The 24,285-nt window shown below is 60.5% G+C and carries 26 protein-coding genes; 15 read left to right on the forward strand and 11 right to left on the reverse strand.

Going from position 1 to position 24,285, the window contains the following annotated elements; genetic code table 11:
• Positions 1-97: 97 nt before the first annotated feature.
• The 5 genes from lptB to ACODTD_RS04990 are packed head-to-tail and all read right to left on the reverse strand — an operon-like array spanning position 98 to position 3,435.
• Positions 98-823 carry an LPS export ABC transporter ATP-binding protein gene (gene lptB / locus ACODTD_RS04970; protein ID WP_011332473.1) on the reverse strand — a complete coding sequence of 242 codons (726 nt, stop codon included), beginning with the start codon at positions 821-823 and terminating at the stop codon, positions 98-100.
• Complete coding sequence (gene lptA / locus ACODTD_RS04975) at positions 823-1,368, reverse strand: lipopolysaccharide transport periplasmic protein LptA (RefSeq protein ID WP_011332474.1); 546 nt, start codon at positions 1,366-1,368, stop codon at positions 823-825. The genes lptB and lptA overlap by 1 nt, the downstream gene beginning before the upstream one ends.
• Positions 1,355-1,927 (reverse strand): LPS export ABC transporter periplasmic protein LptC, encoded by a 573-nt coding sequence (gene lptC / locus ACODTD_RS04980; protein WP_011332475.1) that lies wholly within the window; start codon positions 1,925-1,927, stop codon positions 1,355-1,357. The genes lptA and lptC overlap by 14 nt, the downstream gene beginning before the upstream one ends.
• Before the next feature lie 8 nt (positions 1,928-1,935).
• Positions 1,936-2,460, reverse strand: a complete 525-nt coding sequence (locus ACODTD_RS04985; RefSeq protein WP_011332476.1) for a KdsC family phosphatase — start codon at positions 2,458-2,460, stop codon at positions 1,936-1,938.
• Complete coding sequence (locus ACODTD_RS04990; protein ID WP_011332477.1) at positions 2,461-3,435, reverse strand: KpsF/GutQ family sugar-phosphate isomerase; 975 nt, start codon at positions 3,433-3,435, stop codon at positions 2,461-2,463.
• 275 nt (positions 3,436-3,710) lie between these two features.
• Between ACODTD_RS04990 and ACODTD_RS04995 the strand changes: the two genes are divergently transcribed.
• The 10 genes from ACODTD_RS04995 to hisC all read left to right on the forward strand — a co-directional run bounded on the left by ACODTD_RS04995 (position 3,711) and on the right by hisC (position 11,663).
• Entirely contained in the window at positions 3,711-4,523 is an 813-nt protein-coding gene (locus tag ACODTD_RS04995) for an ATP-binding cassette domain-containing protein (RefSeq protein WP_011332478.1), read from the forward strand.
• Positions 4,523-5,320, forward strand: a complete 798-nt coding sequence (mlaE, locus tag ACODTD_RS05000) for a lipid asymmetry maintenance ABC transporter permease subunit MlaE (RefSeq protein WP_007953561.1) — start codon at positions 4,523-4,525, stop codon at positions 5,318-5,320. The genes ACODTD_RS04995 and mlaE overlap by 1 nt, the downstream gene beginning before the upstream one ends.
• Positions 5,320-5,787, forward strand: a complete 468-nt coding sequence (mlaD, locus tag ACODTD_RS05005; RefSeq protein ID WP_007953559.1) for an outer membrane lipid asymmetry maintenance protein MlaD — start codon at positions 5,320-5,322, stop codon at positions 5,785-5,787. The genes mlaE and mlaD overlap by 1 nt, the downstream gene beginning before the upstream one ends.
• 11 nt (positions 5,788-5,798) lie before the next feature.
• Complete coding sequence (locus tag ACODTD_RS05010; RefSeq protein WP_011332479.1) at positions 5,799-6,449, forward strand: MlaC/ttg2D family ABC transporter substrate-binding protein; 651 nt, start codon at positions 5,799-5,801, stop codon at positions 6,447-6,449.
• Positions 6,446-6,751, forward strand: a complete 306-nt coding sequence (locus ACODTD_RS05015; protein ID WP_007953557.1) for an STAS domain-containing protein — start codon at positions 6,446-6,448, stop codon at positions 6,749-6,751. Before ACODTD_RS05010 ends, ACODTD_RS05015 begins: the two co-directional genes overlap by 4 nt.
• Before the next feature lie 115 nt (positions 6,752-6,866).
• On the forward strand, positions 6,867-7,106 hold the full coding sequence (locus ACODTD_RS05020) for a BolA family protein (RefSeq protein WP_007953556.1): 240 nt from the start codon (positions 6,867-6,869) through the stop codon (positions 7,104-7,106).
• Positions 7,107-7,128: 22 nt separating this feature from the next.
• Positions 7,129-8,394, forward strand: coding sequence for a UDP-N-acetylglucosamine 1-carboxyvinyltransferase (murA, locus tag ACODTD_RS05025; protein WP_007953555.1), 1,266 nt, complete (start codon positions 7,129-7,131; stop codon positions 8,392-8,394).
• A gap of 127 nt (positions 8,395-8,521) precedes the next feature.
• On the forward strand, positions 8,522-9,157 hold the full coding sequence (hisG, locus tag ACODTD_RS05030; protein ID WP_007953554.1) for an ATP phosphoribosyltransferase: 636 nt from the start codon (positions 8,522-8,524) through the stop codon (positions 9,155-9,157).
• Between the two features lie 125 nt (positions 9,158-9,282).
• A complete protein-coding gene (hisD, locus tag ACODTD_RS05035; RefSeq protein WP_221615048.1) occupies positions 9,283-10,608 on the forward strand; it encodes a histidinol dehydrogenase in 1,326 nt (441 codons plus the stop codon).
• Between the two features lie 2 nt (positions 10,609-10,610).
• Positions 10,611-11,663: a histidinol-phosphate transaminase gene (hisC, locus tag ACODTD_RS05040; protein WP_011332481.1), complete on the forward strand. Its 1,053-nt coding sequence runs from the start codon at positions 10,611-10,613 to the stop codon at positions 11,661-11,663.
• 48 nt (positions 11,664-11,711) lie between these two features.
• On the opposite strand, the gene ACODTD_RS05045 is transcribed toward hisC, so the two are convergent.
• The 3 genes from ACODTD_RS05045 to algW all read right to left on the reverse strand — a co-directional run bounded on the left by ACODTD_RS05045 (position 11,712) and on the right by algW (position 15,794).
• Complete coding sequence (locus ACODTD_RS05045; protein WP_011332482.1) at positions 11,712-12,431, reverse strand: DUF4198 domain-containing protein; 720 nt, start codon at positions 12,429-12,431, stop codon at positions 11,712-11,714.
• A 12-nt stretch (positions 12,432-12,443) separates the two neighbouring features.
• A complete protein-coding gene (locus ACODTD_RS05050) occupies positions 12,444-14,549 on the reverse strand; it encodes a TonB-dependent siderophore receptor (protein ID WP_201819045.1) in 2,106 nt (701 codons plus the stop codon).
• Positions 14,550-14,636: 87 nt separating this feature from the next.
• A complete protein-coding gene (algW, locus tag ACODTD_RS05055; RefSeq protein ID WP_011332484.1) occupies positions 14,637-15,794 on the reverse strand; it encodes a Do family serine endopeptidase AlgW in 1,158 nt (385 codons plus the stop codon).
• A gap of 103 nt (positions 15,795-15,897) precedes the next feature.
• Between algW and ACODTD_RS05060 the strand changes: the two genes are divergently transcribed.
• From ACODTD_RS05060 to cysN, 3 genes are all read left to right on the forward strand, one after another.
• Positions 15,898-16,656 carry a Nif3-like dinuclear metal center hexameric protein gene (locus tag ACODTD_RS05060; RefSeq protein ID WP_489104578.1) on the forward strand — a complete coding sequence of 253 codons (759 nt, stop codon included), beginning with the start codon at positions 15,898-15,900 and terminating at the stop codon, positions 16,654-16,656.
• Between the two features lie 148 nt (positions 16,657-16,804).
• Positions 16,805-17,722 (forward strand): sulfate adenylyltransferase subunit CysD, encoded by a 918-nt coding sequence (gene cysD / locus ACODTD_RS05065; RefSeq protein WP_007912374.1) that lies wholly within the window; start codon positions 16,805-16,807, stop codon positions 17,720-17,722.
• Between the two features lie 9 nt (positions 17,723-17,731).
• Positions 17,732-19,630, forward strand: a complete 1,899-nt coding sequence (gene cysN, locus ACODTD_RS05070; RefSeq protein ID WP_011332486.1) for a sulfate adenylyltransferase subunit CysN — start codon at positions 17,732-17,734, stop codon at positions 19,628-19,630.
• A gap of 111 nt (positions 19,631-19,741) precedes the next feature.
• Here the strand turns inward: cysN and yihG are convergent, their stop codons facing one another.
• The 3 genes from yihG to ACODTD_RS05085 are packed head-to-tail and all read right to left on the reverse strand — an operon-like array spanning position 19,742 to position 23,117.
• A complete protein-coding gene (gene yihG, locus ACODTD_RS05075; RefSeq protein WP_221615049.1) occupies positions 19,742-20,644 on the reverse strand; it encodes a 1-acylglycerol-3-phosphate O-acyltransferase, YihG family in 903 nt (300 codons plus the stop codon).
• A gap of 4 nt (positions 20,645-20,648) precedes the next feature.
• The gene (pta, locus tag ACODTD_RS05080) at positions 20,649-22,748 is read right to left on the reverse strand and encodes a phosphate acetyltransferase (protein ID WP_011332488.1); all 2,100 of its coding nucleotides are present in this window, start codon (positions 22,746-22,748) and stop codon (positions 20,649-20,651) included.
• Between the two features lie 60 nt (positions 22,749-22,808).
• Entirely contained in the window at positions 22,809-23,117 is a 309-nt protein-coding gene (locus ACODTD_RS05085; protein WP_080511033.1) for a DUF3565 domain-containing protein, read from the reverse strand.
• Between ACODTD_RS05085 and ACODTD_RS05090 the strand changes: the two genes are divergently transcribed.
• Together ACODTD_RS05090 and ACODTD_RS05095 are read left to right on the forward strand one after the other, a co-directional pair.
• Entirely contained in the window at positions 23,116-23,601 is a 486-nt protein-coding gene (locus ACODTD_RS05090; RefSeq protein ID WP_011332490.1) for an FKBP-type peptidyl-prolyl cis-trans isomerase, read from the forward strand. The genes ACODTD_RS05085 and ACODTD_RS05090 overlap by 2 nt on opposite strands.
• A gap of 123 nt (positions 23,602-23,724) precedes the next feature.
• Positions 23,725-24,207, forward strand: coding sequence for a glutathione peroxidase (locus tag ACODTD_RS05095; RefSeq protein WP_007959082.1), 483 nt, complete (start codon positions 23,725-23,727; stop codon positions 24,205-24,207).
• Positions 24,208-24,285 lie beyond the last annotated feature (78 nt).

The raw sequence follows: 24,285 nt of genomic DNA on the forward strand, positions 1-24,285 counted from the left end.
AACTGTCGTGTTTGCCTAGAGCGCTGTAACAATAAAAGCGTATAAAAAGGCGCTTCAATGTTACAGCACCCGGACGGCTGGTCGAATGCTGTCACGCTTACAGGCGGAACTCGTGACCCAGATAGACTTCCTTCACCAGATTGTTGGCGAGGATGGTTTCTGAGTCGCCTTCGGCGATCAACTGGCCGTCGTTGACGATGTAGGCGGTTTCGCAGATATCCAGCGTCTCGCGGACGTTGTGGTCGGTGATCAGTACGCCGATCCCCTTGGCCTTGAGGTGATGGATGATCTGCTTGATGTCGCCGACCGAGATCGGGTCGACACCGGCGAACGGTTCGTCGAGCAGGATGAATTTCGGTGCCGTGGCCAACGCTCGGGCGATTTCCACGCGGCGGCGCTCACCACCGGACAGGCTCATGCCGAGGTTGTCGCGGATGTGGCTGATGTGGAATTCCTGCAGCAGGCTTTCCAGCTCCTTGCGACGACCTGCCTTGTCGAGTTCCTGACGGGTCTCGAGGATGGCCATGATGTTGTCGGCCACCGACAGTTTGCGGAAGATCGACGCTTCTTGCGGCAGATAGCCGATACCGGCCTTCGCACGGCCATGCATCGGCTGGTGGCTGACGTCCAGGTCGTCGATCAGTACGCGACCTTGATCGGCCTGAACCAGGCCGACGATCATGTAGAAGCAGGTGGTCTTGCCTGCACCGTTCGGACCGAGCAGGCCGACGATCTGGCCGCTGTCGATCGACAGGCTGACGTCACGCACGACCTGGCGGCTTTTATAGGCCTTGGCCAGGTGCTGAGCTTTCAGGGTTGCCATTACTGGGTCTTCTCGTCGGTTTTCTTCTTCGGCTGGATCACCATGTCGATGCGCGGACGCGCTTCGGTGACCTTGCTGCCGGTGGCGCGACCGGCACTGGCCAGTTTCTTCACCGTGTCATAGACGATTTTTTCGCCTTGAGTGACGTTGTTGTCCTTGTCGACGACCTTGGCCTTGTCGATCAGCACAACGCGGTTCTGCTGCGCGTGGTACTGAATGGTCACGCCGTAGCCCTGGACCGGCTTGGCGTCGCCCTGGGTCTGCAATTGCTCGAAGTAGGCCAGGTTGCCCACCGAGGTCACGACATCGATATCGCCATTGGGCGCACGGGTCATGGTCACGGTATTGCCTTTGACGATCATCGAGCCCTGGGTAATGATCACGTCGCCCTTGTAGGTCGCGATGCCATTCTTGTCATCGAGCTGAGCATCGTCAGCCTGGATGCGGATCGGTTGCTGACTATCGTTCGGCAGAGCCCAGGCGCTCACGCTTCCCAGTGCTGCGCCCAGACTGAGCAAAATAGGGAGGGTTTTAACGAGCCTCATACTGTCCTCTTACGTTCGATAGCAGGTGTATCCTGCTTTCCTTCAAATACGCTTTCATTCCCACGCCAGTCGATACACCGCCAGCGCCGTCGATTCTAACGGGTTGCTGGGTCTGCGCATATTGCTGCTGCGGGAACACCGTCATGCGAGTGGAGGTGATCAAGGTGTCGCGGTTCTTTTCGTCGGTGCGCTTGACGCGTACCGAGTCGATCAACTCGACCTCGGTGCCACCGGAGTTCACTTCACCGCGTTCACTGGTCACGTGCCATGGGAAATCGGTGCCGCGGAACATGTTCAGATCGGGCTTGGTGACCAGTGTAATGTCGGTCACCTTGACGTGCTCTGCCTTCTCGGACGTCATTTCGTACTGCACTTTGCCGTCTTCAAGGTACTGGATCGTGTGAGTATTGGTCGCATACCAGTCGATCGGGCTCTCCGCCGCCGAGACGGGGGGCTTGTCGAGAAAGCGCTCAGGGCTGATGTTCCAGTAGCCCACCGCACCGAAAATCGCTGCGATGCAACCGAACAGCAGGATGTTGCGAAACTTTTTGCTAAACATGGTTGGACTCACAGGTACGCGTTGTTGGCGGCGTCGAGGCTGCCTTGGGCGCGCAGGATCAGTTCGCAGAATTCGCGGGCGGCACCTTCGCCGCCGCGGGCCTGGGTGACGCCATGAGCGTGTTCGCGCACGAAGGCAGCGGCGTTGGCTACGGCCATGCCCAGCCCCACACGGCGGATCACCGGCAGGTCGGGCAGGTCATCACCAAGGTAAGCCACTTGTTCATAGCTTAGGCCCAGTTGCTCCAGAAGACCGTCGAGAACCACCAGTTTGTCTTCGCGGCCCTGAAACAGGTGCGGGATCCCCAGGTTTTTTGCCCGACGCTCGACCACCGGGGTCTTGCGACCGCTGATGATGGCGGTCTGAACGCCGGCGTTCATCAGCATCTTGATGCCCTGGCCATCGAGCGTATTGAAAGTCTTGAACTCGCTGCCGTCTTCAAGGAAGTACAGGCGCCCGTCGGTGAGAACACCGTCGACGTCGAATACCGCCAGTTTGATGGCTTTGCCGCGTTGCAGCAGATCGGTGCTCATTTACATCACTCCTGCGCGCAGCAGGTCGGAGAGGTTGAAGGCGCCGATCGGGCGATCCTCCTCATCCACGACAACCAGCGCGTTGATTCGGTGGTCTTCCATGATTTTCAGCGCTTCGGCGGCGAGCATCTCGGCGCGGGCGGTCTTGCCGTGCACGGTCATCACCTGGTCGATGGTAGCGCTGTGGATATCGATGCTGCGATCCAGGGTGCGACGCAGGTCGCCGTCAGTGAAGATTCCGGCCAGTTTGCCGTCCGCTTCAAGAATGACGGTCATGCCCAGACCCTTGCGAGTCATTTCCATCAGCGCGTCCTTGAGCAGGGTGCCGCGCTGTACCTGCGGCAGTTCCTGGCCGGCGTGCATGACATTTTCCACTTTCAGCAGCAGGCGTCGGCCCAGTGCGCCGCCCGGGTGGGAAAAGGCGAAGTCTTCGGCGGTGAAACCGCGCGCTTCCAGCAGCGCCACGGCCAGGGCGTCGCCCATGACCAGCGCGGCGGTGGTCGAGGAGGTCGGTGCCAGGTTCAGCGGGCAGGCTTCGTGTTCGACGTGAACGTTGAGGTTGACCTCGGCGGCCTTGGCCAGCGGCGATTGCGGGTTGCCGGTGACGCTGATCAGCTGGATGCCCAGGCGTTTGATCAGTGGCAGCAGGGTGACGATTTCGTTGGTGGAGCCGGAGTTCGACAGGGCCAGTATCACGTCGTCACGGGTGATCATGCCCATGTCGCCGTGGCTCGCCTCGGCCGGGTGTACGAAGAACGCCGGGGTGCCGGTGCTGGCCAGGGTCGCGGCAATCTTGTTGCCGATGTGCCCGGACTTGCCCATGCCGACCACGACAACACGGCCCTTGCTGGCCAGAATCATCTCGCAAGCGCGTACGAAATCGGCGTCGATATGGGGCAACAAGCCTTGTACGGCTTCCACTTCGAGGCGGATAGTGCGTTGTGCCGATTGAATCAGGTCGCTGGTTTGGCTCATGTCAGAAATCGTATAGCCCGATGAAAAGGCGGCGATTATAGCGGTTATGTTGAAAAGCCTCACGCAAGTTCGTCGTGCTTTGTCATTCCTCGTTACCAAAACTCCATAAATAAGGCTTCAAGCCCTTCAACTCGCAGAATGCGGACCGGTGCAGGCCTTGGGCGCTTGCCCTTTGCAGTGATATAGTTCGCCGCCAGTTCGGCCTGCCCGGGATGTAGGGGCTTTCTCAAGAAAGCCAGGCGTCCGAGTGAGAGGCTGCATCGCAAGGAGTTTAGATGAGTGCCGATAACGCCTACGCGGTCGAGCTGAAGGGAGTCTCCTTCAAGCGCGGTGCGCGGAGCATTTTCAATAACGTCGATATCCGCATCCCGCGCGGCAAGGTCACCGGCATCATGGGGCCTTCCGGGTGTGGCAAGACCACGCTGTTGCGCCTGATGGGCGCCCAGTTGCGGCCATCCAAGGGCGAGGTCTGGGTCAACGGCCAGAACCTGCCGAAGCTGTCGCGCAGCGATCTGTTCGATGCGCGCAAGCACATGGGCGTGCTGTTTCAGAGCGGTGCGCTGTTCACCGATCTCGATGTATTCGAGAACGTCGCCTTTCCGCTGCGCGTTCATACCGAACTGCCGGACGAGATGATCCGCGACATCGTGCTGCTCAAGTTGCAGGCGGTAGGACTGCGCGGTGCGATCGAACTGATGCCTGACGAGCTGTCCGGCGGGATGAAGCGTCGTGTTGCCCTGGCCCGGGCCATTGCCCTCGACCCGCAGATCCTCATGTACGACGAACCGTTCGTCGGCCAGGATCCGATCGCCATGGGCGTTCTGGTTCGCCTGATCCGTCTGCTCAACGATGCCCTGGGGATCACCAGCATCGTGGTGTCCCACGACCTCGCCGAAACCGCGAGCATCGCCGACTACATCTATGTGGTCGGCGATGGCCAGGTTTTGGGACAGGGCACGCCGGACGAACTGATGAGCTCGGACGATCCGCGTATCCGTCAATTCATGACCGGTGAACCCGACGGCCCGGTGCCGTATCACTTTCCAGCGCCGGATTACCGCGCCGATCTTCTGGGGAAGCGCCGCTGATGCGCAGAATTACATTAATGGAGCGTGTGCGTCGCTTTGGCCTCGCCGGAATCGACAGCGTCGCAGTGTTCGGGCGTTCGACCCTGTTCCTGTTTCATGCCTTGCTGGGTCGTGGCGGCATCGGCGGCGGTTTCGGCCTGCTGGTCAAACAGCTGCATTCCGTCGGCGTGATGTCGCTGGTGATCATCGTGGTGTCGGGGATTTTCATCGGCATGGTGCTGGCCCTGCAGGGCTTCAACATCCTGTCGAGCTACGGCTCGGAGCAGGCTGTCGGGCAGATGGTGGCGCTGACCCTGTTACGTGAGCTGGGGCCGGTGGTGACCGCGCTGTTGTTTGCCGGTCGTGCCGGTTCGGCGCTGACGGCGGAAATCGGCAACATGAAATCCACCGAGCAGTTGTCCAGCCTGGAAATGATCGGGGTCGACCCGCTCAAGTACATCATCGCTCCGCGTCTGTGGGCCGGCTTCATTTCCCTGCCGGTACTGGCGATGATCTTCAGTGTGGTCGGCATCTGGGGCGGTTCGTGGGTTGCCGTCGACTGGCTGGGTGTCTACGAAGGTTCCTACTGGTCGAACATGCAGAACAGCGTGAGCTTCGGTGACGATGTGCTCAACGGCATCATCAAAAGTGCAGTATTCGCTTTTGTCGTCACCTGGATCGCCGTATTTCAAGGCTATGACTGCGAACCCACTTCCGAGGGGATCAGTCGTGCCACCACCAAGACCGTGGTTTACGCCTCGCTGGCAGTACTCGGCCTGGACTTTATTCTGACCGCTTTGATGTTTGGAGATTTCTGATGCAAAACCGCACCCTGGAAATCGGTGTCGGCCTGTTCCTGCTGGCAGGGATCCTGGCTTTGTTGCTGCTGGCCCTGCGGGTCAGTGGCCTGTCTCCGACTTCGACCACCGATACCTACAAGCTTTACGCGTATTTCGACAATATCGCCGGTTTGACGGTCAGAGCCAAAGTGACCATGGCGGGTGTGACCATCGGCAAGGTCACCGCGATCGATCTGGACCGCGACAGCTTCACCGGTCGGGTGACCCTGCAAGTGGATAAAAGCGTCGACAATCTGCCGACCGACTCCACAGCATCTATCCTGACTGCGGGTCTGCTGGGCGAGAAATACATCGGTATCAGCGTGGGTGGGGAAGACACCCGCCTGAAGGATGGTGGAACCATCCACGACACGCAGTCGTCTCTGGTACTGGAAGACCTGATCGGTAAATTCCTGCTCAATACCGTTAGCAAAGACGCCAAATGAGGAGCTTTTGAATGATCTCTACCTTGCGACGTGGCCTGTTGGTGTTGCTTGCGACGCTGCCGCTGGTGGCTAACGCCGTGGCGGCACAATCGGCGCACGATCTGGTTCAGGACACCACAAACCGGATGCTTGCCGATCTGTCGGCCAATAAAGAGAAGTACAAGCAGGATCCGCAGGATTTCTACACGGCGCTGAACACCATCGTCGGGCCGGTCGTGGATGCCGAGGGCATTTCCAAGAGCATCATGACGGTCAAGTATTCGCGCAAGGCAACCCCGGCGCAGATGAAGACCTTCGAGGAAAACTTCAAGCGCGGCCTGTTCCAGTTCTACGGCAACGCCTTGCTCGAGTACAACAATCAGGGCATCACCGTGGATGCGCCCAAGGATGAGTCGGGCGACCGCACCAGCGTCGGCATGACCGTCAAGGGCAACAATGGCGCGATCTATCCGGTGTCGTACACCCTCGAGAAGATCAACGGCGAGTGGAAGCTGCGCAACGTGATCATCAACGGCATCAACATCGGCAAGCTGTTCCGTGATCAGTTCGCCGACGCAATGCAGCGCAATGGCAACGACCTGGACAAGACCATCAACGGCTGGGCCGGGGAAGTCGCCAAGGCCAAACAGTCGGCCGAGCAGAACGAGAAGCCTGCCCAATGACCGAGTCGGCCATTCGTCTGGACGAAGCCAGTGAGCTGCAGCTCAGCGGTGTGCTGGATTACCGCACCGGCCCTGATCTGCGCGAGCAGGGCCGGGCGCTGATCAAGTCGTGCAATGCCCCGGCATTGGTGATCGATTGCTCGGCGGTGGAGAAATCCAGCAGCGTCGGTCTTTCGCTGCTGCTGTGCTTCATTCGCGATGCCAAGGCCGCCGGCAAGGCGGTCAGCATTCGCGGGATGCCCGAAGACATGCGCGAAATTGCTCAGGTCAGCGAGCTGACCGAGCTGTTGGCGCAACCCTGAACCCGCATCAGTAGAGAAGCCCCCCGTCAGAGTCCTGCGCAGCGGGGTTCGCAGGCGCGGGGCTTTTTTGTATGATGTCCGACCCGTGCGCACAGGGCGCCGATTGAGGTTGAGCATGCAGGCCGTAGAAGTGAAGAGCTTCCTTGAAGGAAAGCTGCCAGGAACGCAGGTGGAAGTTGAAGGCGAAGGCTGCAACTTTCAGCTGAACGTGATTAGTGATGAACTGGCGGCGTTGAGCCCGGTCAAGCGTCAGCAAAGCATCTATGCCCATTTGAACCCTTGGATCGCCGATGGCAGCATCCACGCGGTCACTATGAAATTTTTCAGCAGCGCGGCCTGGGCCGAGCGCACCTGAGCCCTAGGGCGTCGAGATTCTTATGGATAAATTGATTATTACCGGTGGCGCTCGTCTTGATGGCGAGATCCGCATTTCCGGGGCGAAGAACTCCGCCCTGCCGATCCTGGCCGCCACCCTGCTGTGCGATGGCCCGGTTACCGTCGGCAACCTGCCGCACCTGCATGACATCACCACCATGATCGAGCTGTTCGGTCGCATGGGCATCGAGCCTGTGATCGACGAGAAGCTCAGCGTCGAAATCGACCCGCGCACCATCAAGACCCTGATCGCCCCGTACGAACTGGTGAAAACCATGCGTGCGTCGATCCTGGTGCTGGGCCCGATGGTTGCGCGTTTCGGTGAAGCCGAAGTCGCACTGCCTGGCGGTTGCGCCATCGGTTCGCGTCCGGTCGACCTTCACATCCGTGGCCTGGAAGCCATGGGCGCAGTCATCGATGTCGAAGGCGGCTACATCAAGGCCAAGGCGCCTGAAGGCGGCCTGCGCGGCGCGCACTTCTTCTTCGATACCGTCAGTGTGACCGGTACCGAGAACATCATGATGGCTGCCGCTCTGGCCAAGGGCCGCAGCGTGTTGCAGAACGCCGCTCGCGAACCTGAAGTGGTCGACCTGGCGAACTTCCTCAACGCCATGGGTGCCAAGGTTTCCGGTGCCGGAACCGACACCATCACCATCGACGGCGTCGAGCGTCTGGGCTCGGCCTTCTATAAGGTCATGCCTGACCGTATCGAAACCGGCACCTACCTGGTGGCCGCTGCGGTTACCGGTGGCCGCGTGAAGGTCAAGGACACCGATCCGACCATCCTCGAAGCCGTTCTGGAAAAACTCCGTGAAGCCGGTGCAGAAATCACCTGTGGTGAAGACTGGATCGAGCTGAACATGCACGGCAAGCGCCCGAAAGCGGTCAACGTGCGCACTGCGCCGTATCCGGCGTTCCCGACCGACATGCAGGCGCAGTTCATCTCGCTCAACGCCATTGCCGAAGGCACCGGTGCCGTGATCGAGACGATCTTCGAAAACCGCTTCATGCACGTGTACGAACTGCACCGCATGGGCGCGCACATCCAGGTCGAAGGCAACACCGCCATTGTGACCGGTATCGAAACACTCAAGGGCGCGCCAGTGATGGCAACCGACCTGCGTGCTTCGGCGAGCCTGGTGATTTCGGCGCTGGTGGCACAGGGCGATACCCTGATCGACCGCATCTACCACATCGACCGTGGTTACGAGTGCATCGAGGAAAAACTGCAGATGCTGGGCGCCAAGATCCGTCGCGTTCCGGGCTAATCGCTGCATCTGGACACAGGGAAGTGTCCGTTGAATTCGTTTTGATCGGGGGTGGCAACGCCCTCGAAGTATGTCCGGCGCCGATTGCGACCGGACATGAGTACCTTGATAAGGACTGACGTTTCCCATGTTGACCATCGCACTGTCCAAGGGCCGCATCCTTGACGACACCCTGCCGCTTCTCGCCGAAGCGGGCATCGTGCCGACCGAGAATCCGGACAAGAGCCGCAAGCTGATCATCCCCACGACCCAGGAAGACGTTCGCCTGTTGATCGTGCGGGCCACCGACGTGCCGACCTATGTCGAGCATGGCGCGGCCGACCTCGGCGTTGCCGGTAAAGATGTGCTGATGGAATACACCGGCCAGGGCCTGTACGAGCCGCTGGACCTGCAGATTGCCCAGTGCAAGCTGATGACCGCCGGCAAGGTCGGCGCGGTCGAGCCCAAGGGCCGCCTGCGCGTCGCCACCAAATTCGTCAATGTCGCCAAGCGTTATTACGCCGAGCAGGGCCGTCAGGTCGACATCATCAAGCTGTACGGCTCGATGGAGCTGGCACCGCTGATCGGTCTGGCCGACAAGATCATCGACGTGGTCGACACCGGTAACACCCTGCGTGCCAATGGTCTGGAACCCCAGGAACTGATCGCCACGATCAGCTCGCGTCTGGTGGTCAATAAAGCTTCGATGAAAATGCAACACGCCCGAATCCAGGCGTTGATCGACACCCTGCGCAAGGCAGTGGAGTCTCGACACCGCGGCTGATGTACCTGCGCGACGTTAAGTCGCGCCCGTCTATCCGCCTCATAGCCAGAATCTCAGGTGCCCAAGCGGAAACGACTGCTAAGTTAGGGCGCCTGAGTTTTTGCCATTCCTATGAGGCTCTCGCTATGACCGCACCGACTGCAATTCGCCGACTCAACGCTGCTGACCCGGATTTCGCGCATCATCTGGATCATCTGCTGAGCTGGGAAAGTGTGTCTGACGACTCGGTCAATCAGCGGGTGCTGGACATCATCAAGGCTGTGCGCGAGCGCGGTGACGCGGCGCTGGTCGAGTTCACCCAGAAATTCGACGGCCTCGAAGTCGCCTCCATGGCAGACCTGATCCTGCCGCGCGAGCGTCTGGAACTGGCCCTGACCCGTATCACCGTGGCTCAACGCGAAGCGCTGGAAAAAGCCGCCGCCCGTGTGCGCAGCTATCACGAAAAACAGAAGCAGGACTCCTGGAGCTACACCGAAGCCGACGGCACCGTGCTGGGCCAGAAGGTCACGCCGCTGGATCGCGCCGGTCTGTATGTGCCGGGCGGCAAGGCATCGTACCCGTCGTCGGTATTGATGAATGCGATTCCGGCAAAGGTCGCTGGCGTGACTGAAGTGGTCATGGTGGTGCCAACCCCGCGTGGCGAGGTCAACGAACTGGTGCTGGCGGCGGCGTGCATTGCCGGCGTCGACCGGGTGTTCACCATCGGTGGCGCACAAGCCGTTGCTGCGTTGGCCTATGGCACCGAAAGCGTGCCGCAGGTGGACAAGGTCGTCGGCCCGGGCAACATCTATGTCGCCACTGCCAAGCGTCACGTGTTCGGTCAGGTCGGCATCGACATGATTGCCGGCCCGTCTGAAATCCTCGTGGTGTGCGACGGCCAGACCGATCCGGACTGGATCGCCATGGACCTGTTCTCCCAGGCCGAACACGACGAAGACGCCCAGGCGATTCTGGTCAGCCCGGACGCCGAGTTCCTCGACAAGGTCGCCGCGAGCATCGACAAGCTGCTGCCGACCATGGATCGCGCAACCATCATCGAAACCTCGATCAACGGCCGTGGTGCCCTGATTCACGTGCGCGACATGGCCCAGGCCATCGAAGTCGCCAACCGCATTGCCCCGGAACACCTTGAGCTGTCGGTCGCCGACCCTCAGGCCTGGCTGCCGCAGATCCGCCACGCCGGCGCGATCTTCATGGGTCGCCACACCTCCGAAGCGCTGGGCGACTACTGCGCAGGCCCGAACCACGTGCTGCCGACCTCCGGCACCGCGCGTTTCTCCTCGCCGCTGGGCGTGTATGACTTCCAGAAACGTTCGTCGATCATCTTCTGCTCCGAGGCCGGTGCTTCGGAACTTGGCAAGACTGCATCGATCCTGGCCCGTGGCGAATCGCTGAGCGCCCACGCGCGCAGCGCCGAATACCGCATCAAAGACGACGTGAAGGAGAACTGAACATGAGCAAATTCTGGAGCCCGTTCGTCAAGGATCTGGTGCCTTACGTGCCGGGCGAGCAGCCGAAGTTGACCCGTCTGGTCAAACTCAATACCAACGAAAACCCGTACGGCCCGTCGCCAAAAGCCTTGGCGGCGATGCAGGCCGAACTCAACGACAACCTGCGTCTGTATCCGGATCCGAACAGCGATCTGTTGAAAAATGCCGTCGCCAAGTACTACGGCGTACAGAACAATCAGGTGTTCCTCGGCAACGGCTCGGATGAAGTGTTGGCGCACATCTTCCACGGTCTGCTGCAACACGATCAGCCGATCCTGTTCCCGGACATCAGCTACAGCTTCTATCCGGTCTACTGCGGCCTTTACGGCATCACGTTCGACGCGGTGCCGCTGGATGCCCAGTTCCGGATCAACCCGGCTGACTACGCCAAGCCGAACGGCGGGATCATTTTCCCCAACCCGAACGCACCGACCGGTTGCCTGCTGGCGCTGGAAGCGGTCGAGCAGATTCTCAAGGGCAGCCCGGATTCGGTGGTGGTGGTCGACGAGGCCTACATCGACTTCGGCGGCGAAACCGCGATCAGCCTGGTGGACCGTTATCCGAACCTGCTGGTGACTCAGACCCTGTCCAAGTCCCGTTCGCTGGCGGGCCTGCGGGTCGGTCTGGCGGTCGGCCATCCGGACCTGATCGAGGCGCTGGAGCGGATCAAGAACAGCTTCAACTCCTACCCGATCGATCGCATGGCGAATGTCGGTGCTGCAGCGGCATTCGAGGATCGCGAATACTTCGACAAGACCTGCGCACTGGTGATCGAGAGTCGCGAATGGGTGGTTGCGCAGTTGCAGGCCAAGGGCTTTGAAGTGCTGCCGTCAGCGGCGAACTTCATCTTCGCCCGGCATCCGCAACACGATGCGGCGGGGCTGGCAGCCAAACTGCGTGAACAGGGCGTGATAGTGCGCCACTTCAAGCAGGAGCGGATTGCCCAGTTCCTGCGGATCTCGATCGGCACGCCGGAGCAGAATCAGGCGTTGATCGACGGTCTGGGCGAACTCTGAAACGACGCTGATCCCTGTGGGTTTCGTCCCACAGGGATCAGCGTTGGTTCATTCGTGATGCGGTTCGCCCAGGAACGTCAACGAACTGAATAACCCCCGACTGCTCACCTCTGCATTGTCCTTCACCGGCACCTCCACCTGCGCTGCAATCACATTCAATCCCTCGTTACGCACCAGCACCTGAGCGCGGCCGTCCTTGTCGGTTTCAGTGCTCAAGGTATTCGGCGCGCTGCGGTAGTCACCGATCAACTTCACGCCCGCTGCCGGTTTGCCATCCAGCAACACCCGCACCGGCAATGATTTCCCCGGGCCGACGGTCAGAGGATCGACCTCCGGCAAAATCAGCAATTTGATCTGATCGAGTTTGGGCAACTTCGCTCCCGGCTGATAAATCGCCAGGCTGTACTTGAGGGTCTCGGTCGACTCGATGGCGCCCGGGACTTTGCTGCGCCCCTCGTTGACCCATTTCTTGTCGGCGGTTTGCGACCACATGCCATTGTTCAGGGCCACGGCCATTACCGCCGGCGGTTTCAGCGGTTGCAGACGTGCATGATCGGTCAGGCGTTGCACGTTGACCGGGATCATCTTGCCGCTGACGTCATATGCCCATGCACCGCTGATTTTCTGCGCTTTGAACGCGTTGTCTTCTGCGCCGTGGCCGTAGATCACTTCGATATTGCCGCGTCGTTGTTCGGTCCACAGACCATGCGCTGATGCTTGGCCAGCGAACAACGCAGCGATGATCAATAAGAGTTTGCCGAAATGCATGGTGACGTCCTTTTACAGGTTGAATGTCAGGCTGACCGTGAAATTGCGCGGCTCGCCGGGGTTGACCCAATAGTTGCTGTACGAGCGCTCGTAGTACTTTTCGTCGAACAGGTTGTTCAGGTTCAGGCCGAGAGTGACGGTGTCGCTGGCCTTGTAATGGGCCAGCAGGTCGACGGTGTGATAGGCCGGCAGCTCGAAATCGCTGCCGGACTCACCTGAGCGGTCACCGACGTAAGTGAACGCCGCGCCGATATCCGAGCCGCGCAAGCGGCCGTCCTGAAACTCGTAGACACCCAGCAGGCTGCCGCTGCGTTTGGCCACCCCGAGGATGCGGCTACCGGCGGGGATCGCGGCATCACCCTTGGTGACTTCGGCGTCGATCCAGGCGAAGGCGCCGATCACCCTGACGGCGTCGGTGACTTGCCCGGTGACCTGCAGATCGAAACCCCGGCTGCGGGCCTTGCCCATGGCGCGGCTGGTATCGGTGCCCGGGTCGAGGGCGAGGACGTTTTCCTTGTCGATATGGAAGAAGGCGAGGGTGCTGCTTAAACGTTCGTCGAACAGCTCGTTCTTGATCCCGATTTCGTAACCCACGCCTTCTTCCGGATCGAAGGATTTGCCAGCCACATCGAGGCCGTTGTTCGGTTTGAATGAGGTCGAGGCGTTGGCGAACAGGCCGGTGTCCGGTGTCAGTTGATAGAGCAGGCCGGCACGTTGGGTGAGCGCGTCGTGGGTCTGGCGGCTGGTGGTGTTGCGGCTGTGGTCATCGATGGTTTGCTCGAAGTGCTCGAATCGGGCCCCGATCATCCCGCGCAGTTTTTCGCTGAAGACGATTTGATCCTGCAGGTTCAGCGCATGGCTTTCGACGTGTTCGAAGAAGTCTGTACCGGAGCGTGCGCCGTTGGGTTTGGGCTGGCCGTACACCGGGTTATAGATATCGATGGCGTAAGGCCCGCCGGCGATGGTGGTGACGCGCTCGTTCTTGCGGAAATTCTCGTACTCGCTGCCGATCAGCAGTTCGTGCTGCCAGGTGCCGAGGTCGAACAGGCCGCGCAGTTCCAGTTGGGTGATGCTGTCGTGCCAGTTGGTATCGCGTTCGCGATAGCGGCGGTTGACGGTGTGGCCATCGGCATTCAAGGGACGGTTTTCGGAGGCGAAACCCCAGAGTTTGCCTTCCTTGTAATGGCTGGCCAGGCGCAGTTTCCAGGCATCGTTGAGGTGGTGCTCAAGCGTGGCTTGCAGTCTGTTGTTGTGGTTGTCGATGTTGCCGTCGTTCGGCTCACCCAGGAATGTCGAGCGCGAGACGCCGCTCCATTTATTGTTAGGTGCAACGATGCCGCGGTCGAAGGTCGAGCTATGACGCACGAATTCGCTCTCCACCAGCAGGCTGGTGTCCGGGTTCAACTGCCAACTGAAAGAGGGGGCAACGAATACACGTTTACTGTCGACGTGGTCGCGAAAGCTGTTGTTGTCCTCGACCGCGAGATTGATTCGCGACAGCACATCACCCTGATCATCCAGCGGCGTGTTGACGTCCAGCGCGGTGCGATAGCGATCCCAACTGCCGGCGCTGGTTTGCAGGGTGGTGAAGGCCGCTGGCTGCGGTTTTTTGGTGACGATGTTTACCGTGCCGCCCGGATCACCTCGGCCATACAGGCTGGCGGCCGGTCCTTTTAGCACTTCGATGCGCTCGATGTTGGCGGCGTCCGGTGTGCTCGGATAACCACGGTTGGCGCTGAAACCGTCCTGGTAAAACTCAGAGGTGGTGAAGCCGCGCACGCTGTATTCGTAAAGCGTCAGGCCGCCGAAGTTGTTTTGCTTCGACACGCCACCGGCGAAATCCAGCGCGCGTTCTACGCTGGTGCTGCCCAGATCCTTGAGCACGCTGGCGGGCACCACGCTGATGGCCTGCGGAATATCGCGGATCGCGGTGTCGGTTTTGGTGGCGCTGGACGAGCGGGTAGCGCGATAGCCTTTGACCGGGCCGGCAGGGGATTCGTAATCGGAGATGACGCTGATGGCGTCGAGTTCAAGCGTTTGCGGTTCATCTGCAAACGCGGGATCGCCCAGCAGGCCAAGGGTCAGGCCGAGGAGGGAGGCCTTTTTTCGAGACGACATGTTATGTTGTTCCAATGTGCTAATTGAAACAATATAACATGCCTGTTGAGAATGTCTGTTATTCGCGTCAGTGACGCGAACAAAGTCTTACTCTTCTTTTTCCTTCACCGGCGCCGGCGGTGGACGCAGACCGATTTCAGCGGTCAGCTTCAACTCCTTGCCGTTGCGCATCACCTGAATCGTGACCTTGTCGGTCGGCTTGATCCGCGCCACCTGGTTCATCGACTTGCGGCCATCACCGGCCGGTTCGCCGTCGATGCTGAGAATCACGTCACCCAGTTGCAGGCCGGCCTTCTGGGCCGGGCCATCGCGGAAAATCCCCGCCACTACAATTCCCGGACGCCCGGACAGGCCAAACGACTCGGCCAGTTCCTGGGTCAGCGGTTGCACTTCAATGCCCAGCCAGCCGCGAATCACCTGGCCGTGCTCGATGATCGACTTCATCACTTCCATCGCCAGTTTCACCGGGATCGCGAAGCCGATGCCTTGCGAGCCGCCGGACTTGGAGAAAATCGCAGTGTTGATGCCGGTGAGGTTGCCGTTGGCGTCGACCAGCGCACCACCGGAGTTGCCCGGATTGATCGCCGCGTCGGTCTGGATGAAGTCTTCGTAGTTGTTCAGGCCCAACTGGTTGCGGCCGGTGGCGCTGATGATGCCCATGGTCACGGTCTGGCCGACCCCGAACGGGTTGCCGATCGCCAGTGCGACGTCGCCAATGCGGATATTGTCGGAGCGTCCGACGGTGATCGCCGGCAGGTTCTTCAGGTCGATCTTCAGGACGGCGAGGTCGGTTTCCGGATCGCTGCCGATCACTCGGGCCAGGGTTTCGCGACCGTCCTTGAGCGCCACGACGATCTGGTCGGCGCCGCTGGTGACGTGGTTGTTGGTCAGGATGTAGCCTTCCGGGCTCATGATCACGCCGGAGCCGAGGCTTGATTCCATGCGCTTCTGCTTCGGCGAATTGTCACCGAAGAAACGGCGGAACTGCGGGTCTTCGAACAGCGGATGGCTTGGCTTGTTGATGACTTTGGTGGTGTAGAGGTTGACCACCGACGGCGCGGCGATGGTCACCGCGTCGGCATAGGACACCGGCCCCTGCTGCACGCTTGTGGTCTGCGGGGCCTGTTGCAGGTTGACGTCGAGGCTCGGAAGCCCGACCCACTGCGGGTAACGCTGAATAATCAACAGAGCGATAAGCACACCGGCCAACAGCGGCCAGCCGAAAAAACGCAGCGCCTTGAGCATTAAGCACGTCCTGGAAAAGTTGCAGGCGGGGTCAGACCGCCCATAATGTCGCGCATTATACGAGGCCGCGCGCGCCTCTGAACGGGATATTTAGGAGTCTTTCATGGCCGTCGCCCTGAGCACCCTGGTCGAAGAAGCCGACCGTTACCTCGGCAGTGCGAAAATTGCCGATTATTGTCCCAACGGCCTGCAGGTCGAGGGCCGTCCGCAGGTGATGCGCATCGTCAGCGGCGTCACCGCCAGCCAGGCGCTGCTGGATGCCGCCGTCGAGGCCGAAGCTGATCTGGTGCTGGTGCATCACGGTTATTTCTGGAAGGGCGAGAACCCGTGCATCACCGGCATGAAGCAGCGCCGTCTGAAGACGCTGCTCAAGCACGACATCAGCCTGCTCGGTTACCACCTGCCGCTGGATCTGCACCCGGACGTCGGCAATAACGTGCAGCTGGCCCGGCAACTGGACATCACCGTCGAAGGGCCGCTGGACCCGGACAATCTGAAGATCGTCGGTCTGGTCGGTTCGCTGAGCGAGCCGATGACCCCGCGCGACTTCGCCCGCAAAGTGCAGGAGGTCATGGGCCGCGAACCGCTGCTGGTCGAAGGCAGCGCGATGATCCGTCTAGTCGGCTGGTGTACCGGCGGCGGCCAGGGTTACATCGACAATGCGATCGCGGCCGGCGTCGATCTGTTCCTCAGCGGTGAAGCTTCCGAGCAGACATTCCACAGCGCCCGGGAAAACGACATCAGCTTCATCGCCGCCGGCCACCACGCCACCGAACGCTATGGCGTGCAGGCGCTGGGCGACTACCTGGCGAAGCGTTTTGCCCTCGAGCACATCTTCATCGACTGCCCGAATCCGATCTGACTTTTGCCTGGAAGCACCCGAACGGGCAGGCATATTCATATACCCTTTCGATCTAGTTGGCGTCCTGATTAGAAGAGGTCGCTGTGCTAGGATTCCTCGCTCGAACACGGCCCGCTGGCCGTTCATAAGAAAGCTTTCGTGAGTAGCCATGGTCGACAAACTGACGCATCTGAAACAGCTGGAGGCGGAAAGCATCCACATCATCCGCGAGGTGGCCGCCGAGTTCGACAACCCGGTGATGCTGTACTCCATCGGTAAAGACTCCGCCGTGATGCTGCATCTGGCACGCAAGGCGTTCTTCCCGGGCAAACTGCCGTTTCCGGTGATGCACGTCGACACCCGCTGGAAATTCCAGGAAATGTACAAGTTCCGCGACAAGATGGTCGAAGAGCTTGGCCTGGACCTCATCACTCACATCAACCCCGACGGCGTGGCGCAGAACATCAACCCGTTCACCCACGGCAGCGCCAAGCACACCGACATCATGAAGACCGAGGGCCTGAAGCAGGCACTCGACAAGCATGGTTTCGACGCAGCCTTCGGCGGTGCCCGTCGCGATGAAGAGAAGTCCCGCGCCAAGGAGCGCGTCTACTCGTTCCGCGACAGCAAACACCGCTGGGACCCGAAGAACCAGCGTCCCGAGCTGTGGAACGTCTACAACGGCAAGGTCAACAAGGGCGAATCCATTCGTGTATTCCCGCTGTCGAACTGGACCGAGCTGGACATCTGGCAGTACATCTACCTCGAAGGCATCCCGATCGTACCGCTGTACTTCGCCGCCGAGCGCGAAGTGATCGAGAAGAACGGCACGCTGATCATGATCGACGACGAGCGCATCCTCGAGCACCTGTCCGACGAGGACAAGGCGCGCATCGTCAAAAAGAAAGTGCGTTTCCGTACCCTTGGCTGCTACCCGTTGACGGGCGCGGTGGAGTCCGAGGCCGAAAGCCTGACGGACATCATTCAGGAAATGCTCCTGACGCGAACTTCCGAGCGCCAGGGCCGGGTCATCGACCACGATGGCGCAGGCTCGATGGAAGACAAGAAACGTCAGGGTTATTTCTAAGGGGTTGTCATGTCGCACGCATCTGATTTGATCAGCGAGGACATCCTCGCCTACCTGGGCCAGCACGAACGTAAAGAGCTGCTGCGCTTTTTGACCTGCGGTAACGTCGATGACGGCAAGAGCACCCTGATCGGGCGCCTGCTGCACGACTCGAAGATGATCTACGAAGATCACCTGGAAGCCATCACCCGCGATTCGAAGAAAGTCGGCACCACCGGTGACGACATCGACCTGGCATTGCTGGTCGACGGCCTGCAGGCCGAGCGCGAGCAGGGCATCACCATCGATGTCGCCTACCGCTATTTCTCTACCGCCAAGCGCAAATTCATCATCGCCGACACCCCCGGCCATGAGCAGTACACCCGCAACATGGCCACCGGTGCCTCCACCTGTGACCTGGCGATTATCCTGGTCGACGCCCGTTACGGCGTGCAGACCCAGACCCGTCGCCACAGCTTCATTGCCTCGTTGCTGGGCATCAAGCACATCGTCGTCGCCATCAACAAGATGGACCTCAAGGGCTTCGATCAGGGCGTGTTCGAGTCGATCAAGGCCGACTACCTGAAGTTCGCCGAAGGCTTGAAGATGAAGCCGACGAGCATGCACTTCGTGCCGATGTCCGCTCTCAAGGGCGACAACGTGGTGAACAAGTCCGAGCGCTCGCCGTGGTACACCGGGCAGTCGCTGATGGAAATACTCGAGACCGTGGAAGTGGCGGGCGACCGCAACTTCACCGATCTGCGTTTCCCGGTGCAGTACGTCAACCGTCCGAACCTGAACTTCCGCGGTTTCGCCGGTACCCTGGCCAGCGGCATCGTCAAGAAGGGCGACGAAGTCGTGGTCCTGCCGTCGGGCAAGAGCAGCCGCGTGAAATCCATCGTCACTTTCGAGGGTGAACTGGAACACGCAGGTCCTGGCCAGGCGGTAACGCTGACCATGGAAGACGAGATCGACATCTCCCGTGGCGACCTGCTGGTACACGCCGACAACGTTCCGCCGGTGACCGACAGCTTCGAAGCGATGCTGGTGTGGATGGCTGAAGAGCCGATGCTGCCGGGCAAGAAATACGACATCAAGCGTGCCACCAGTTACGTGCCGGGCTCCATCGCCAGCATCGTCAACAAGGTCGACGTCAACACCCTCGAAGAAGGCCCGGCGAGCGCGTTGCAGCTCAACGAAATCGGCAAGGTGAAGATCGCGCTCGACGCGCCGATCGCCCTCGACGGTTACGACAGCAACCGCACCACCGGCGCGTTCATCGTCATCGACCGTTTGACCAACGGCACTGTAGGCGCCGGTATGATCGTCGCTCAGCCGGTGACCCATGGCACGGCTACGCACCACGGCAAACTGGCCCATGTAGCGACCGAAGAGCGCGCTCAGCGTTTCGGTCAGCAACCGGCCACTGTGTTGTTCAGCGGCTTGTCGGGCGCTGGCAAGAGCACCTTGGCGTACGCGGTCGAGCGCAAGCTGTTCGATCTGGGTCGTGCGGTGTTTGTGCTGGATGGTCAGAATCTGCGTCATGACCTCAACAAAGGTCTGCCGCAGGATCGCGCCGGTCGCACCGAGAACTGGCGTCGTGCTGCACACGTGGCGCGTCAGTTCAACGAAGCGGGTCTGTTGACGCTTGCTGCGTTTGTGGCGCCGAGTGCCGAAGGTCGTGAGCAGGCGAAGGATCTGATTGGCAGGGAGCGTCTGTTGACGGTTTATGTCCAGGCCTCGCCGACTGTGTGCGCCGAGCGTGATCCGCAAGGTTTGTACGCTGCGGGTGGCGATAACATTCCGGGTGAGTCTTTCCCGTATGACGTGCCGCTGGATGCTGATCTGGTGATCGACACTCAATCGTTGTCGCTTGATGAAAGCGTGAAGCAGGTGTTGGATCTGTTGCGTAAGCGTGGCGCGATTTAAGCGCTGACTGGAAATGAAAAAACCGCCGATGAGGGATCATCGGCGGTTTTTTTGTGTCCTTGAAGTTGTCATCGCAGGCAAGCCCGCGATGAGGGTATTACAGACACCTGATTACTTCGTTGGATATTCGCGGTGCATCTGTTCCAGCAGTGCATCCTTGTCTTGCCACAGCTGATTGATCCAGCCCTGGAATTGCAGGCGGTACTCGCCGTCCTGGTCGTAGTTCTTGCCGATGAACTGCGGCGGGATCTTCAGCTCTTCAAAGTGCACCACTACGTCTCGGACGTTGCCGCACAGCAGGTCCCAGAAGCCAGGGCGTCCGCCCGGGTAGTGGATGGTCACGTTGACGATCGATTCCAGCTGTTCGCCCATCGCATCCAGTACGAATGCGATGCCGCCGGCCTTTGGTTTGAGCAAGTATTTGAACGGTGATTGCTGCTGCGCGTGTTTGCCTTCGGTGAAGCGTGTGCCTTCGACGAAGTTGAAGATGCCTACCGGGTTGTCGCGGAATTTAGCGCAGGTCTTGCGGGTGGTTTCGAGGTCTTTGCCTTTCTTTTCCGGGTGTTTTTCCAGATAGGCTTTCGAATAGCGCTTCATGAACGGGAAGCCGAGTGTCCACCAAGCCAGGCCGATGACCGGGACCCAGATCAGTTCCTGTTTGAGGAAGAACTTCAGCGGCTGGATGCGTCGGTTGAGCACGTATTGCAGCACCAGAATATCGACCCAGCTCTGGTGGTTGCTGGTGATCAGGTACGAGTGTTGATAGTCCAGGCCTTGCAGGCCGCTGAGGTGCCAGCGGGTGCGGCGGACCAGGTTCATCCAGCCTTTGTTGTTGCTGATCCAGGCTTCGTGGGTGTGGCTCATCAGCCAGCGCGAAGCGCGGCGTGCGAGGTCGAACGGCAGCACTTTGATCAGCGCCACGAGAAACAGGAACGAGCACAGCAGGATCGTGTTCAGCGCCAGCAGCAGCGCGGCGATCACGCCGCGCAGGGTGGCAGGGAGAAAAGCCAGCATCGGGTCAGATATCCAGAGGTCGGTTGGCAGCCTGAATCGCGGTCAGGGCGATGGTGTAGACGATGTCGTCGACCTGCGCGCCGCGCGGCAGATCGTTCACCGGTTTGCGCAGGCCTTGCAGCATCGGGCCGAGGCTGACGCAATCGGCGCTGCGCTGCACGGCTTTGTGGGTGGTGTTGCCGGTGTTCAGGTCGGGGAACACGAACACTGTGGCGCGACCGGCCACCTGGCTGTTCGGCGCCAGTTGGCGGGCCACGGTTTCGTTGGCGGCGGCGTCGTATTGCAACGGGCCGTCGATCAGCAAAGAGTGCTGTTGTTCGTGGGCGAGCAGGGTGGCTTCGCGGACCTTTTCGACTTCCTCGCCGGTGGCCGATTCGCCGCTGGAGTAGCTGATCATCGCCACGCGCGGGGTGATGCCGAACGCGGCGGCCGAGTCGGCGCTTTGCAGGGCGATTTCGGCCAGTTCGCTGGCGCTCGGGTGCGGGTTCATCACGCAGTCGCCATAGACCAGCACTTCCTCGGGGAACAGCATGAAGAACACCGACGACACCAGCGTGCAGCCCGGCGCGGTCTTGATCAGTTGAAGCGCCGGGCGGATGGTGTTGGCGGTGGTGTTGATGATGCCGGAGACCAGGCCGTCGACTTCATCCAGCGCGAGCATCATGGTGCCGATCACCACGGTGTCTTCCAGTTGCTGCTCGGCCATCGGCGCGTTGAGGCTTTTGCTCTTGCGCAGGGCGACCATCGGTTCGACGTAGCGTTCGCGGATCAGGTCCGGGTCGAGGATTTCCAGCCCCGGCGGCAGCGTGATGCCCTGGGCTCTGGCCACGGCTTCAACGTCTGCCGGTTTGGCCAGCAGCACGCAACGGGCAATCCCGCGTTCCTGACAGATCGCCGCCGCTTGCACGGTGAACGGCTCGCTGCCTTCGGGCAGGACGATGCGTTTGTTGGCGGCCTGCGCGCGTTGAATCAATTGATAACGGAACACCGCCGGCGACAGGCGCATTTCCCGTGGCGTGCCGCAGCGCTGGTGCAGCCAGTTGGCGTCCAGATGGCTGGCGACGAAGTCGGTGATGATCTCCGCGCGTTCGCGGTCATCGACGGGGATTTCCTTGTTCAGGCCGTTGAGCAGGTTGGCCGTGTCGTAGGAGCCGGTGCTCACCGACAGCACAGGCAGACCGGCCTGCAACGCGCCACGGCACAAGTCCATGATGCGCGGATCCGGCAGGGTATCGCTGGTCAGCAGCAGGCCGGCCAGCGGCACGCCGTTGATAGCGGCGAGACTGACGGCGAGGATGATGTCGTCGCGATCGCCGGGGGTCACCACCAGCACGCCGGGCTTGAGCAGATCCACGGTGTTGCGCATGGTGCGTGCGCAAATGATGGTCTTGGTCATGCGCCGGGTTTCGTAGTCGCCGGCGTTGAGCACCTGGGCGCCCATCAGATCGGCCACATCGCGGGTGCGCGGAGCGTTGAGTTCCGGCTGGAACGGAATGCAGCCGAGCAGACGGAAGTCGCCAGTACGCAGCAACGGCGAATGCTCTTTCAGGCGCGCGGCGAAGGCGTCCATGCTCTCGTCGGTCTTGACCTTGTTGAGGATCACGCCGAGGACTTTCGGGTCTTTCGGCCCGCCGAACAGTTGCGCCTGCAACTCGACGCGGCCCGACAGTTCGGTCAGCACTTCGTTTTCCGGGGCCGAGACCAGAATCACCTCGGCATCCAGGCTCTTGGCCAGGTGCAGGTTGACCCGCGCGGCGTAGCTGGCGCTGCGGGTCGGCACCATGCCTTCGACGACCAGCACGTCTTTGCCGATGGCAGCCTGCTGGTAGAGGGTGATGATTTCTTCGAGCAACTCGTCGAGCTGGCCGTCGCCGAGCATCCGCTCGACGTGGGCCAGGCCCAGTGGCTGCGGCGGTTTCAGGCCGTGGGTGCGGGCAACCAGCTCGGTGGAGCGCTCAGGGCCGGTGTCGCCCGGATGCGGCTGGGCAATCGGTTTGAAGAAGCCGACTTTCAGCCCGGCCCGTTCCAGCGTACGCACCAGCCCGAGGCTGATGGAGGTCAGACCCACACCAAAGTCGGTGGGCGCGATAAAAAAAGTTTGCATGCGGATTCTCTAAGGGTGCATGGCAATGGCGATCGTCTCTGTGTGCCGATCTGCCGCAATTCAGTCGCCAAGGTTATCGCTAACCGAGCCTTGAGCGCACCAACCGCAAGCAAAGGGTTGGCCTATTTTTTCAATACGTTGCGTTGCGTCCAGGACCCATGCCCTGGACTGCCAGGGCGGGAGGTGGCGCAGGTGCTGGGTGTGGCCGCAGGACAGCTCGGCGACCCAGTGGCCGTCCTCGTCCTGATGGAATCCGGTGACGGTCACGGGCGCCAATCGATCCCGTCTGTCCGGGTTCTGTTCGCTTTCGGGCAAATCCTTGTTTAGACTTGTCCGTTCTTCATTCTTATGCAAAAGGTCTCGCCCCATGCTGATCGCCGCCAATAAGGCTGTCTCCATCGACTATACCCTGACCAACGACGCTGGTGAGGTCATCGACAGCTCCGCCGGCGGCGCTCCGCTGGTCTACCTGCATGGCGCAGGCAACATCATCCCGGGCCTGGAAAAAGCCCTGGAAGGTAAAGAAGTCGGCAACGATCTGGAAGTTTCCGTCGAGCCGGAAGATGCCTACGGCGAATACGCCGCTGAACTGGTCAGCACCCTGAGCCGCAGCATGTTCGAAGGCGTTGACGAGCTGGAAGTCGGCATGCAGTTCCACGCTTCGGCGCCGGACGGCCAGATGCAGATCGTCACCATTCGTGACCTGGACGGCGACGACGTCACCGTCGACGGCAACCACCCGCTGGCCGGTCAGCGCCTGAACTTCAAAGTGAAAGTCGTTGCCATCCGTGACGCCAGCCAGGAAGAAATCGCTCATGGTCACGTCCATGGCGAAGGTGGCCATCACCACTGATTTTCTGCGCTAAGCTTTCGAGTACTGGAGAGGCGCCCGAGGGCGCCTTTTTAGTCCGCGGCTGTCCTTGGTGGCCTCGCCAAGTGGCTGTTTCGAGTAGAACACGGGAATCTGGAGTTCGTCATGAGTGCTTTTCACGACCTTAAGTTGACAGCCCTGGATGGTCAGGAGCTACCGCTGGCACCCTTCAAGGGCCAAGTCGTGCTGGTGGTCAACGTCGCCTCCAAATGCGGCTTGACCCCACAGTACGCGGCGCTGGAAAACCTTTATCAGCAATACAAAGGCAAAGGCTTCAGTGTGCTGGGCCTGCCGTGCAACCAGTTTGCCGGTCAGGAACCGGGCAGTGAGCAGGAGATCCAGGAATTCTGCAGCCTCAACTATGGCGTGAGTTTTCCGTTGTCGAAAAAGCTCGAAGTCAATGGCCACGACCGTCATCAGCTGTACCGTCTGCTGGCGGGCGAGGGCGCGGAGTTTCCCGGTGACATCACCTGGAATTTCGAGAAATTCCTGCTCGGCAAGGACGGTCGGGTACTGGCCCGGTTCTCGCCGCGCACGGCGCCGGATGATCCTTCGGTGATTACGGCGATTGAAAAAGCCCTGAGCTGAAACACCAAAATCGCAGCCCTCGAGCTGCGATTTTTTTCGCCTGCCTTTTGACCCTTAATCATTCAGATCAATAGTGCT

It is taken from the genome of Pseudomonas sp. FG35 (genome assembly GCF_057809295.1).